A 12,645-nucleotide genomic window follows, 5' to 3' on the forward strand; every position below is an offset into this window, starting at 1 on the left:
ACGGGGACCGCGGGACGCTGCGCGAGGGATGATGGGGTCCGGCCTGGCCAGCGGCTGGTTGCTCATGCGTCGAATCTGGCTCCTTCCAGGCGCGGCCGGCGGAGGGCGATCAGCAACAGAACGAGCTGCCCCGGGGGGAAGAAGGCCAGGAGCGCCCACCAACCGGTGAGGTTGGAATCGTGGAGGCGTCGCACCGCCACCGTCAAGCCTGGGATGAGCGTGAGGAGGAGCCAGAGGTCGGCGACGAGCAGCGAGAAGGCACCGAGGGGAGAACCGGGAGAATCTGCTGAATGCCAGGACATGAGCTCGAGGTCCGCGAACAGCGATGAACCGAAGGGCCCAAGGAAAAGCGTTGGCTGCGGCGGGGCGCCGCCGACCGCAGCGGGCACCATGATCTGGCTGGTGGCCAAAACGGCGACGTTCACGAGCATCCACCACCAGTACTCTCCACGACTTGCCCGCCCACGCAGACGAAAGGCGTTGGCCGCGAACCTCCACATGGCCACACCGAGGGAGGCACCCGGAAGCGGGGCTCTTGGCGAGGTCTCCAACGCAGTAAAGGCCATGTCGTGACTCTACTGCCGGTGTCGTGCGTGGACGCGAACGTCCGCATGAAGTGACAGCCACGCGCTCCAAAGCGGTTTCGGTTGCAGAACGACTTACGGCGCCCGATCGATGGACCCGACCCGTCGAAGGCTATATGTGTGACGATTCTGGCCCGCAGATGGATCCCCTCCGGACGCGGCTGAGACCTGGTCTGATAAATCGGTCTGTGCGCCGCGGAAATGATTGGAATGTGGGGGTTATCGGTGTGCTTGTGTGCCGCCAGAATGAATGGTCCGCTCCATCTCGAGATGAGTCTTTACCTGCAGCGCCCGGGATCGTTCCAGCACCACCATCGTGTCGCCGTCTATGGCGCGCCGATGATCGCCGGCCCCCGCATCAGGTGACGCCGCTGTCCAGAAAGCCTCTTGCGCCTGCCGCCACTGGGCCACGAAGTGGTGCCCTTCCTCCCGGCCAGCACATGTGCCCACTCCACGTCGGCCAAGCGGCCAGCTCTCACCCCGATGATGTCGATGGTGGCGACCACCCTCCGCGGGGAGTCGACGAGAGTCTGGCGTTCGCCGGCATAATGCAGTAGAGGCCCATATCTGGCTGGAAGGTGGCAGCGCTCATGCCCGACCTCAAGGAAACAGACCTACACGCCATAGCCGAGGCGCTGGCGGACCCTGCCCTGGACAGCTGGGTTGCGATGCAGGATGTCGGCGCGGAGGCCGAGTCGTACCTCGATATTGGTGGATGCACCTGGAGGACCCTCGATCAGTGGGCCGTTGACACGCTGTGCTGGATGGAGTCCCTAGGGTTGATCCGGGTCGGCCAGTATAAGGATCCCAAAGGGCTGGTGTTCTGGGCAGAACGGGGGCAGTCACTGAAGGACCGTCTGTTGCACGAGCTGACGGGGGCAGACCTTGAGGGTAACCGCATGAACACGATGCTGTGCCTAACCCGGCCGGGCGTCGAATGGGCGAAGAAAGTCACCGGCCGAAGCGATTCCCAACTCTTGCATCCGGCCCCTGTTGTGCCACACCCACAGTCGTTCTGATAGCAGGCCCCGTTTCAGTCGGAGGATTGCAACCATAAATGGAATCCGCCCAGCGCTATCTGTCACCGCGTCCCTTGCCTCGCAACCAGCCTCCGCGCCGTAAAGGGATCCCCTTATGGACGCGAACCCCAGCCCGTATAACGCTCGGCCGACCTATTTGAACGGGTGCCACAAACCCTTCGCCGAACGGTCACGACTGAGTAAATAGTGTGAGCCACCATTTAGCTCCGCCGCGGCCGACATGGCCCAGCGGCACAACCGGTCCCTGGACGCCGTCACGGTAGACCCAGCCACAGAGGGCCAGCCCGTGCTCCCCGATCTCCTGGCCCGCCTCCAGGCGAAGCACCAGGGATTGAGGTGCAGCGTCCATACGCTGTCCGGCCGCCCAGTCCACGAGATCACCGAGGCGGCGCGGGACAGCTGGCTGCTCGTCGTCGGAACACGAGGCATCAGCGGCCTGCCCGGCCTGCTCCGCGGCTCGGTCAGCCAAGCCCTCCTGCAACACGTCATCTCACCCGTCCTAGTGGTGCCGGACATCAGCTCGCACGAGGCTGGCTAATCTTCCGCTGCCGGCTTTGGGCAGGGTGGTCCTTCCGCCAACAAGACTGTCCAAGACCCATGGAGCCATCGTCTTTCGGGACGCTCAGGGCGACCTGACGGATCGGCCGGCACATCGGGCCCATGGCTCAGCAGCCTTGCTCGCGTGGAGGAAAGCCACCTGCGTGCTGTAGCCGAGGACCTCGGCAACGAGCGAGGGCGGGCATTCGAGGACGAGCTCACCGATGGCTCGGTGGCGGGCGCTGAGGGGTTGACGCCCAGGTCGCGCAGCCGCTCTATGACGGTGTTGGGGTGCAGGTGATGGCCGGCCAGTGTGCTGGGGAGGCTTGCAGAGTTGATTCCTCTGATCCAATACTCAGGCCACCTCGTGACGTCATCTGAATTACAGGCCGGGTGTCCATGCAGGTGGCCACTAGACACTGGGTCTGGCGCTGATCGGGGGGGGCGACTATCTGGTGCCTGGGGGGGGCGCGCGGTATTGACAGGCCCGGGTTGATCTAGACGCTATGAGGTGAAGGGAGGTCGGGACCTGCACTGTTCAACATTGCGTGGGTTGCCGGCCGTGCTTCCCTTCCCGGTCGCCCGGTGACGGGGATTGACTGGTAGTGCCACAGTTGAATCTTTGGGAGGTCCCGACATGTTCGATCGTACTTATGTGGGGCTGGATGTGCATGCTCAGAACGTCGTCGCCTGTGCCCTGGACACGGCCACCGGCGAGATCGTCCGGGACAAGATGGCCTGCGACCCGGTGGCCGTGACCGCCTGGCTGGAACGCTTCGACCCCGAGCATCTGCAAGTGGTCTACGAGGCCGGACCTACCGGCTTCGGGCTGGCCCGGCACCTGCGCCTACACGGCATCGACTGTGTGGTCGCGGCCCCGTCCAAACTGCTGCGCGCCCCCGGCGACCGGGTTAAGACGGACAAGCGCGACGCGATGGGCCTGGCCAGGATCCTCTCGCTGGGCCAGATCACCCAGGTGCGGGTTCCCACCCTGGGCCAGGAAGGGCTGCGGGACCTCTCCCGAGCCCGGATGGCCGCGGCGAAGGACCTGGCCCACTGCCGGCAGCGGATCAACTCGCTGCTGCTGCGCCACGGACTCCACTACCCGGAGAAGAGCCGGTGGACCAGCCCACACCTTGCCTGGCTGGGCCGGCAACGCTTCGACTCGACGGCCACGGCATCGACCCTCGAGTCCTACCTCGAGCAGCAGGTGCTGCTGATGCAGCATCTGAAGCGGCTCGAGGCCGAGATCACCGAACAGGCCAAGAACTCCGAGTATGCGCAGGTGATCAACGCGCTGATGTGCTTCCGGGGGATCGACATCACCACCGCCTACGGGCTCGCCGTGGAGATCAGCGACTGGACCCGCTTCACCGGATCGTCCATCGGCGCCTACCTGGGGCTGGTGCCCTCCGAGCACTCTTCCGGGGCCTCTCGGGCCCAGGGCCCGATCACCAAGGCCGGCAACACCTACGCCCGGCGCCTGCTCGTGGAAGCCGCCTGGCAACACGACCGGCCGTTCAGACGCCCCGGGACCAGGCTGCTGCGCCAGCTCCAGCTCGTGGACTCGGCAACCCGGATCCGGGCGCTGGAGGGCAACCGGCGTCTGCACCGGGCCTGGGAGCGGTTCAACGCCCGAGACAAGCTGCGCACCAAGGCCAACACCGCCATCGCCCGGGAACTGGCCGGCTGGTGCTGGTCGGTCGCCGCACCGCTACAACAAGCCGTCCAGGACAAGGCCTGGCCGGTGCCGGAAGGAGCCGCGATGAACGCGGCCTGAACCCCCTGAACGTACCCTGCGGACCGCGTGGGGCGATGAGGCAGCACGTGGAGCCAACCCGAGACCTGACTATGGACAACCGAGACCCCGGTCCCGGCGACGCCCGACTCTAGACCTCGGAATGCTCCTGCCGAACAATCGTCATGCGGTACCCAACCCGCGAATATCAGTCTGACCCTGTCGTCGACAAGACGCGCCTACGCCCCACCACCGCAGCGGTACATGAAGAACGGCCCCGGACACCGACTGGTCCGGAGTCGTTCTTCTCTGCCACTTGACAAACGAAGCTACATATCAGTCAGCGGCTTGTGGTCAGGACGGACGGGGGGTTGTGCCGCTGCCTTGTCGGCCCTTACGCAGCCCGATTTCGTATGCGGTGAAGGCGATCAGCGTCACCGTGATCAATGGGAGGACAAACCATGCCATCACGGCGGTAAATCCTTCCAGTGCGTCGTGTGCGGTGGCAGCCAGGATGAGATACCCGAGGTAAACCAGATACAGGGCTACGAACAGGGCGCCTTCCCATCGCGCCACCGTGAAGCCGGTGAAGGCTACGGGCAGCAAGGCGATCGCGGCCGCCAACATTACCGGGATATCGAAGGCCAGGGCGGCGCTGGATACGGGAATGCCCTCGAGGGAGATCATGGCTGGCAACCCGAGCACGACTCCGATGTTGAAGATGTTGCTGCCGACCACGTTGCCAATCGCCAAGTCACGTTCGCCACGGCGCACGGCGATGAGGGAAGTCGCCAGCTCAGGCAGAGATGTGCCGATGGCCACGACGGTTAAACCGACCACTAGGCTGCTCACCCCGAGCGTGGTGGCGGTGTTCACCGCGCCCTCGACGAGGAGCGTGGCCCCGGTTACCAGGAGAGCAACTCCGAACACCACGAGCAGAATCGACTTTCCGCTCGAGGCCACAGGCAATTTCTGGGCCTGGGCGGAGGTGCCGATACCCAGGGAACCCTCAGCCAGCTGCATAACAGGGGCCTTGGACTGTGTCCTTCTGCGGCCGATGGTGACGGTCAGCACGGTGTGAGCGACCACGGCACCGAACAGGATTAGCCCGTCTACCGCGCTGACCACCCCGTCGAGGCAGACCAGCAGCAACGCCGCGGACAGAGAAAGCATCAGGGGGAGATCAAAGCGCACCAACCGTTGTGTCGCGGCCAGCGGCAGCACTAGAGCGGAGAGGCCGAGAATGAGCAAGACGTTAGCAATGTTGCTGCCGACCACATTGCCCACCGCCAGTCCGGGTTCGTCGCGCAGGACCGCACCGATACTCACCGAAAGCTCGGGCGCCGACGTGGCCGCCGAGACCACGGTGAGCCCGACCACCAGGGAGGAAACCCCCGCTCGACGAGCCAAGGCGGAGGCCCCTCGCACCAGTACCTCCCCGCCCAGCACCAGCAGCACCAACCCGACAATGATCCGCCCCAGGTCTAGAAAGTCCATAAGTAGGAGTCTACGGATCACAACCCGAGTCGCGATGAGCACTCCATCGACCCGGTTGAGCACCCGCATGAGGATCGGCTTACGGGCCAGTGGTGGGGTGTCGCACGTAGGGTAAGCAGATGGTTGCGGACGCTGATGCGCTGTTGGTCGGACCTCGTGGACGACGACTGTGCCTTGAGATGGCAATGGATTTGAGCCCTGAGGTCAGGGTTGCCGCGTTCTGGCTCGCCCATGACCTGGATCCGGGCAAGGGAACGTCCCGAGTGATGCTGAAGGCCACTTTTGGTGAGGCTAGCGAGCCGCCACCGAGGCCTTCCATGACAGACCTCATCACTGCCCTGGCTGCGCTCGACGTGACCATGGCGGGCGCTGAGGTGATCGACCGTGCTTTGGCTCGAGCGGTGGATACGTCTCGTCCCTGGCAGGAACCGGACGGCGAGGACGCCCTCGCAGCGCTCCCCGAGGTGAGAAAAGCCCTTGCCCCCATCGCCCAGCACGTGATCACGTCGCCCTCTACGAAGTGGTGGTCACAGAGCCGGCAGGTCGAACAATGGACCATCGACTGGCGATCAGCAGACGATCCGGCACCATTGCCCAGAGAACCACGCCAAGCGCTGGCTGAATGGGCCCTCGGTACACGAGCTGAAGAGGTCCGCTCCGAGTGGAAAAGACTCCGAAACCCTCACGCCAACTGGTCGGGAACGTGGTGGTCCTTCCCGCAAGGGACCATTCAGTCGGTCGGGCAGATACCGCTGGGATTGAACCTCATCGAGGACTCCTTCGGCTGGGAACACGCCACAGTCATCCCCGTGCGTGGTATTGGCCGAACCTATGAGGTTCGCGCCGAGGCCGATTGGGTGGCACTGTGCCTTGAGCACCCCTTGGAGGTCACTGCATCACGGCGTCATGACTGGTTCCGTTGTACCGGGTACGACGGCAGGTGGGTGATCCCGGACTGGGAGAAGGTCGCCGAGCGGTGGGACGCGGTGCACCTGACAGCCCTGGCCTACCTCAGTAATGCCAATCGTGCACTGCACGTCGACACTGACCTTTCGACGGTCATCGCGGGGTGGAACCCCGACACCACGATCTGGCTGACAGATGCCGCACGCGAGTGGGACAACCCACGCCAGGAATGGCAACGCTCTCCCGATCAGGAGAATTGGGCGAGCACCACACACTGACCCAACTAGTCCCCTTGAGAACTGTCCGGCTGGGGATCCCTCAGCGGCCGGTGAGTGTCCACCGCCAGCGGACCGTGCGAGGCCTATCCGAACAACGGCAGTCGGCTCGATCGGGTGGCCGGCGCTGGGTGTGAACCTGGGTCAATCGATGGAGCCTGAAGGAACCCCTCTGCGGCGCTCAGTGTCCCGGTTAGCCCCGCAGCGGCACGGTACATGCTCTCCACCGTGGTGGTGTCGAGCGCTGCCGGAAGCGCTCCGCCCCACGGGTGCCGGTATTCCGTGGCGGCCTCGCGCAGGCGGTGCAGGTTGGTCCGGTGGACTGCCGTGGGTTGCGCCGGCCAGCTGCCGATGATCAGCGGTCCCGGGTGCACCCTCCGTTGCCGGATGGCCTCCAGGGTCAATCCGGTGTGGTTGAGGGTGCCGAGGTCGGGGCGGGTTACCACGGCCAGGGCGGCGTCGGCCTCAAGGGCGAGGTCGGCGATCGTGGCGCCGTCCGGGGTGAGCTGTACGAGTAGGCCGCCGGCGCCCTCGACGAGGACGGTCTCGTGGTCTGCCTGCAGGGCGGCGATCCGGTCCAGGTGCCAGTTGCGTCCGGGTAGCGCAGCTGCTGCGGCTGTTCCACCGGACTCCAGTGCGGCGTCTACGGGGGCCATGGCCGGTCCCATGCGGACGCCCTCGGCCACGGTGAGACGGTCCGGGTGGCCCAGTAGTGCCGCGATTGTGTCCACGTCGCCTGGTTCGTCCGGGCCGACCCCGGTCTGGGTGGGCTTGTAGACGGCCACGCGATCTCCCGCGGTCAGCGCGGTGGCAGCGAGGCAGGCCGTCACGACGGTCTTGCCGACGTCGGTGTCCGTCCCGGTCACGCACAGCAGTGAGCCGTTCATGCCGCCGACCGAGTTCGCACCGGCAAGGCGTGTGGGGCCTGGAAGGACAGCAGGTGGCCCCAGTCCGGCACGCTCAACAGCTCGATGAGCGGCAGTGCTTTGGCGCACTCATGCAGGATGACGGTCGCTTCGAGCTCGGCCAGGCCCGCCCCGAGGCATCGATGGAGCCCGAAGCCGAACGCCAGCGACGAGTCCCCCGCCTCGCCGAGCTCCCCGCCGGAGAGCCGCAGCACGAGGTGTTCTCCCGCGGTGAAGTCCTCGTCACCGACGCGGGTATCGGCAACCACGACGCGGCGCCAGGTCGGGACTGAGGAGGCTTGGGCTAGCACGGACGTGACCACGGCGCGGGAGCTCTCCAGCCCCGTGGACGGGTCGGCGCAGTCGGCCCACACCCCGTCGACCAGGGCGGTGCCCAGCACGGTCTGGGCGAGCATGGCGGTGGTCTCCTGGCCGGCGATGACCAGGAAGTAGCCGAGCGAGCGGATCCGGTCACGGTCGACGTCGGCTGTGTCCAGGGCCTGGAAGAGGTTCTGCCCACCGGGCAGCCCGACGACCGCGCCGGGGACCGGACCGGAGCCGGGATGCGGGCTGGGTTCTTCGAGGCAGTGCTCCACCGCCTCGTCGAGCCAGGCGTGGAAGTCGACGGCGCTGCTGGCCAGCTCGAGCTGACGGGCGGAGTCGGGCCAGCCCCAGAAGAGTTCGAGCGAGTCCCGGCTCCAGCGTTTGAGTTGGGCGTGCGGGGGGTTTGGCACGCCGGTCAGGGTGGAGACGACCACCGGCGGGACGATCCCGGCCACCTCTTGCGCGAGGTCGATCTCCTCGCCTGCCGTGAGCCGGGGCAGGATGCCGGCGCAGGCGGAGCGGACGAGTGCGGCGACCGGTTCGGCCTGGGCGGCGACGCGGGCCGGGCTGAAGAACCGGGCGGCGACCCGGCGCACCGTCCTGTGTTCCGGCCCGGAGGCGCTGGCCAGCACGGGCGGCAGGCTGAACCTGGCGGCGGCCAGTCGGCGCAACGTCGGCGATGCCAGCGGGATGACGGTCTTCAGGGCGTTGTCCGGGACGAAGTCCGCTGCCCGGCGCAGGACTTCCCGGACGGTGTACGGATCCTCCACGAAGCGATGCCGGGTGGTGACCTGCTCCGGGAAGGCGTCGGCCAGTCGGGTCGCCAGCGGCGCGGTCGATGGAACGGTGGCCTGTGTCGGGGCGAAGGGGCAGCTCATGTGTCCTCCCGGTTGATGGTCTCGGCCACGGTCTCCAGCGCCCGGGTGAGCCGGCGCCGGTCGTGGTCCGCGTGGATGGTGATGCGCAGCCGGGCGATGCCGTCCGGGACGCTCGGTGGGCGGAAGCACCCCACGGCGATGCCGCGGGCGCGCAGAACCTCGGCCGAGCGCACCGCACCGCCCGGGCTGCGCATGCGCACGGAGTGCACCGCGCCCGCCCCGCGCTCGACCCGGTCCGCGGTGACGGGATGGCCGGCCAGGACCCGGTGCGCCACCTCGGCGTTGGCGATCAGCCGGCCGATCCGCCGCTCGTCGGCCAGGGCCAGGGCACGGCGTGCGGCGCCGGCCGCCGGCGGGGCGAGGGCCGTGTCGAAGAGGAAGGTGCGCGCGGTGTTGAGCAGGTGGTCGCGCCAGGCACCGGCACCCTCCCCGCCGAGCAGCACCGCCCCGCCCTGAGCACCGAGCGCCTTGGAGAGCGTCGCGGTGACCAGGACGTGGCCGGCGTCGGAGAGGCCCTCGGCCCGGACGGCGGAGCCTCCCGGGACGGCGGCCAGGGTGTGGGCCTCGTCCACGACGAGAAGTGCGCCGTGCTCGGCGCACAGCCGCGCGGTCTCGGTCAGCGGGGCCGTGTCGCCCAGAACGGAGTACACGGACTCCACGACGACGGCGGCGCGGGCCCGCACGCCGTTCCGGCGCCGGTGCTCACGCAGGGCCACCTCGACCTCGGCGAGGTCACCGTGTGCGGTGGTGCGCACCTCCGCACGGGACAGTCGGGCGCCGTCGATCAGGCTGGCGTGGGCGTGGGCGTCGAGCACGAGCAGGGTACCGCTGCCGCCGAGGGCGCCGAGCAGTCCCTGGTTCGCGGCGTAGCCGCTGGAGAAGACCAGGGCCTCCCGGCGGCCGGCGTAGCGGGCGAGGTCCTGCTCCAGGGCGGGCAGCACGGGGTGGGTGCCGGTGACCACGCGGCTGGCGCCGGCCCCGGTCCCGTGGGTCCGGGCCGCCCGCGCGGCGGCGCGGGCCATCGACGGGTCCCGGGAGAGGCCGAGGTAGTCGTTGGAGGCCAGGTCCACGCTGCCCGGTGGCAGGGGCCGGTCGGTCCGTTCCCCGTCGCGCGCCCGGCGCACCCGGGCCCTGGAGCCGACCCAGCCCTGCCAGGCGTCGGCAGCATCGCGGGGTCCAGCGCCGGCGCCTTCCGGCATGTCCTGGCAGGTGGTGGGAGGAGCCTCAGCCGTGGACACGGGCCACCCCCTCGACGATCGCGGCGCCCAGGGTGCGGACGTCCGCCGCGGTGGAGACGTAGGGGGGCATCACGTAGACGAGGTCCCGGAAGGGCCGGACCCAGGCGCCCCGATCGACGACCTCCCGGGTCACGGCGGCCACGTCCACGGGTCCGTGCAGCTGGACGACGCCGACCCCGCCCAGGATCCGCACGTCCCGGACGCAAGCCAGTTCCGAGGCCGGTGCGAGCACCTGCCGGAGCCCCGCGTCCAGCGCCTGCACCTGGGCCAGCCACGCTGGCGAGTCGCCCGGACCGGTCAGCAGGTCCAGGGACGCGTTGGCGACCGCACAGGCCAGCGGGTTGCCCATGAACGTCGGGCCGTGCAGCAGCGCACCGCCGTTGGGTCCTGCGTTCAGGTCCGCGGCCACCTCGGAGGTGCACAGCATCGCGGCCAGCGTCAGGTAGCCCCCGGTCAGGGCCTTGCCCACGCAGAGGATGTCCGGGATGAGCTCTCCGCCGCCGCGCTGCAGGGACCATTCGCCCGCCCACTCGGAGGCGAAGAGCCGGCCGGTCCGGCCGAAGCCGGTGGCGATCTCGTCCAGGATGAGCAGCAGGCCGTGCTCGTCTGCGACCTGCCGGAGGATCCCGACGACGGCCGGCGGGTAGGCGTGCATCCCGCCGGCACCCTGCAGCACCGGCTCGCAGACGATGCCTGCCAGTTCGGGAGCGAGCCTCGCCGCGATCTCGCGGGTCTGGCCCTCCCAGGAGGCGAGGGCGCCGCCGTCGTACTCCCAGGTCCCGTCCGCACCGAGGCGGCCGGCCGGCGGGCGGGGCAGGAAGGCCTGCTGCGGGACCACTCCGGAGAACTCGGCGTGCATTCCGTCCTCGGGATCGCAGACGCCCATGGTGGCGAAGGTGTCCCCGTGGTAGCCGCCGCGCAGGGCCAGGAAGCGCTGGCGCCGGTGCTCGCCGCGGGAGGCTTGGACCTGCAGGGCCAGCTTGAGGGCCACCTCGACGCTGATCGAGCCGGAGTCGGCCAGGAAGACGTGCCGCAGTCCCTCCGGGGCCATCTCCACGAGCCGCTCGGCCAGTGTCACGGCGGGCTCGTGGGTGAGCCCGCCGAACATGACGTGGCTGAAGGAGTCGAGCTGGTCGCGGGCCGCTTGGTCGAGGACCCGGTGGCGGTACCCGTGGATGGCGGACCACCAGGAGGACATGCCGTCGATGACCTCGTGGGTGCCGCCGTCGGGCCCCTCCAGTGTCAGGCGCACCCCCTCGGCGCCGCGGACCGCGTAGAGCGCGCCGGCGTCGACGGGGGCGTAGGGGTGCCAGACCAGGCCGGCGTCGCGCTGCAGCAGCGAGCGTGGGGCCGGTGGGGCAGGGTCGGTCCGGGGGCGGTCGAGGGTGGGGCTGCTCATACGTTCGGGGCCTGGGCGGTGCCGGCCCCGCGACGGCGGATCCGGGGCTCGACGCCGGCGGGAACCCCGGCCGAGGCCTCGATGACGGCCTCGGAGACGCTCTCGGCCGAACAGCATCCGCAGCCGGATCCCGCACTGGCGGGCGAGCCGCACGGCGTGGCCGCCGCATCGCCGGACGCCGCTGCACCGCAGGGTGCGGGGGCCGCCGTCCTAGCCTGTGGGGAGGAGGCCTGGGGAGAGACTGCCGCCCAGGGGGCCGCCTGCGCGGTGGCGGTCTCGGTGCCCGGCCTCTCCCCGGCGCCGAGGACGCGGAATCCGGCGTCGGCGATCATGGCGAGGTCCTGATCGGCCGTCTGGCCCTCGCTGGTGAGGTAGTCGCCGAGGAACAGGGAGTTGGCGACCTCCAGGGAGGTGGCCTGCATCCCGCGCAGGTGCATCTCCCGGCCACCGGCCAGGCGCAGCTCGGTGTCCGGGCAGGCCAGGCGCACGAGGGCGAGGATCCGCAGGCAACGCAGTGGGGTCAGCTCCCAGGTCCCCGCCAGCGGGGTGCCGTCGAAGGGCATCAGGAAGTTCACCGGGATGGAGTCGCTGCCCACCTCCCGCAGGGCCAGCACGGCCTCGACGACCTGCTCGTCCGACTCACCCATGCCCACGATCAACCCGGAGCACGGGGAGAGCCCGGCGCCCTTGGCCCGCTCCACGGTCTCCACGCGGTCGGCGTAGGTGTGGGTGGTGGAGATCTCCTCGTATTTCGACTCGGCCGTGTTGAGGTTGTGGTTGTAGGCGTCCACGCCGGCCTCGCGCAGCCGGTCGGCCTGGCCGTCCTTGAGCAGGCCCAGGCAGGCGCAGACCTCGACCTCGGGGTGCTCGGCCTTGAGCTGGTCCGTCATGGTGGCCACGCGGTCCACGTCCCGGTTGGACGGGCCGCGGCCACTGGCGACGAGGCAGACACGGGAAGCGCCGCCGCCGATGCCCAGCTTGGCCTGCTCGACGGCCTCCTCAGGCTTGAGCCAGGAGTACTTGAGGATCTCCGCGGTGGAGCCCAGGCGCTGGGAGCAATAGGTGCAGTCCTCCGGGCACAGGCCGGACTTCAGATTGACGAGGTAGTTCACCTTGACGGTGTTGCCGAAGTGCTCCCGGCGCAGACGCCCGGCCGCGGTGACGAGCCGGAGGGTGTCCGCATCCGGGGTGGACAGGACCGCCAGACCCTCCTCCGCGGTGAGCCGATGGCCCGCCGCAACGGTTGCGGCCAGCGCGGCCGGGTCCATCGAGCTGGGAGTGCGGACGGGAGCAGCCTCGGCGGTGGTGGGCTGGTCCGTCGGAG

At 68.9% G+C, this 12,645-nt stretch carries 11 protein-coding genes; 4 read left to right on the top strand and 7 right to left on the bottom strand.

Features of this window, described 5'->3' with window-relative positions; all coding sequences use genetic code 11:
- Positions 1-62: 62 nt before the first annotated feature.
- Positions 63-566 (bottom strand): DUF805 domain-containing protein, encoded by a 504-nt coding sequence (locus C8E99_RS05065; protein ID WP_115931370.1) that lies wholly within the window; start codon positions 564-566, stop codon positions 63-65.
- Between the two features lie 608 nt (positions 567-1,174).
- Between C8E99_RS05065 and C8E99_RS05070 the strand changes: the two genes are divergently transcribed.
- The 3 genes from C8E99_RS05070 (at position 1,175) to C8E99_RS05085 (ending at position 3,941) form a co-directional block, all read left to right on the top strand.
- Positions 1,175-1,603 carry a hypothetical protein gene (locus C8E99_RS05070; RefSeq protein ID WP_115931371.1) on the top strand — a complete coding sequence of 143 codons (429 nt, stop codon included), beginning with the start codon at positions 1,175-1,177 and terminating at the stop codon, positions 1,601-1,603.
- Between the two features lie 307 nt (positions 1,604-1,910).
- Positions 1,911-2,162: a universal stress protein gene (locus C8E99_RS05075; protein ID WP_211308986.1), complete on the top strand. Its 252-nt coding sequence runs from the start codon at positions 1,911-1,913 to the stop codon at positions 2,160-2,162.
- A gap of 636 nt (positions 2,163-2,798) precedes the next feature.
- A complete protein-coding gene (locus C8E99_RS05085; RefSeq protein ID WP_091696114.1) occupies positions 2,799-3,941 on the top strand; it encodes an IS110 family RNA-guided transposase in 1,143 nt (380 codons plus the stop codon).
- 312 nt (positions 3,942-4,253) lie between these two features.
- Here the strand turns inward: C8E99_RS05085 and C8E99_RS05090 are convergent, their stop codons facing one another.
- Positions 4,254-5,396: a calcium/sodium antiporter gene (locus C8E99_RS05090; protein ID WP_115933239.1), complete on the bottom strand. Its 1,143-nt coding sequence runs from the start codon at positions 5,394-5,396 to the stop codon at positions 4,254-4,256.
- Positions 5,397-5,713: 317 nt separating this feature from the next.
- On the opposite strand from C8E99_RS05090, the gene C8E99_RS05095 reads away from it, so the two are divergent.
- Entirely contained in the window at positions 5,714-6,580 is an 867-nt protein-coding gene (locus C8E99_RS05095) for a hypothetical protein (RefSeq protein WP_245952096.1), read from the top strand.
- Positions 6,581-6,663: 83 nt separating this feature from the next.
- On the opposite strand, the gene bioD is transcribed toward C8E99_RS05095, so the two are convergent.
- The 5 genes from bioD to bioB are packed head-to-tail and all read right to left on the bottom strand — an operon-like array spanning position 6,664 to position 12,589.
- On the bottom strand, positions 6,664-7,464 hold the full coding sequence (bioD, locus tag C8E99_RS05100) for a dethiobiotin synthase (protein WP_115931374.1): 801 nt from the start codon (positions 7,462-7,464) through the stop codon (positions 6,664-6,666).
- Positions 7,461-8,684: a cytochrome P450 gene (locus tag C8E99_RS15850; RefSeq protein ID WP_170144529.1), complete on the bottom strand. Its 1,224-nt coding sequence runs from the start codon at positions 8,682-8,684 to the stop codon at positions 7,461-7,463. Before C8E99_RS15850 ends, bioD begins: the two co-directional genes overlap by 4 nt.
- Positions 8,681-9,922, bottom strand: a complete 1,242-nt coding sequence (locus C8E99_RS05105; protein WP_245952097.1) for an aminotransferase class I/II-fold pyridoxal phosphate-dependent enzyme — start codon at positions 9,920-9,922, stop codon at positions 8,681-8,683. Before C8E99_RS05105 ends, C8E99_RS15850 begins: the two co-directional genes overlap by 4 nt.
- Positions 9,909-11,321: an adenosylmethionine--8-amino-7-oxononanoate transaminase gene (bioA, locus tag C8E99_RS05110; protein WP_115931375.1), complete on the bottom strand. Its 1,413-nt coding sequence runs from the start codon at positions 11,319-11,321 to the stop codon at positions 9,909-9,911. The genes C8E99_RS05105 and bioA overlap by 14 nt, the downstream gene beginning before the upstream one ends.
- Positions 11,318-12,589: a biotin synthase BioB gene (bioB, locus tag C8E99_RS05115; protein WP_115931376.1), complete on the bottom strand. Its 1,272-nt coding sequence runs from the start codon at positions 12,587-12,589 to the stop codon at positions 11,318-11,320. Before bioB ends, bioA begins: the two co-directional genes overlap by 4 nt.
- Between the last annotated feature and the right edge of the window lie 56 nt (positions 12,590-12,645).

The sequence above is a fragment of the Citricoccus muralis genome (genome assembly GCF_003386075.1).
Classification (GTDB): Bacteria; Actinomycetota; Actinomycetes; order Actinomycetales; family Micrococcaceae; genus Citricoccus; species Citricoccus muralis.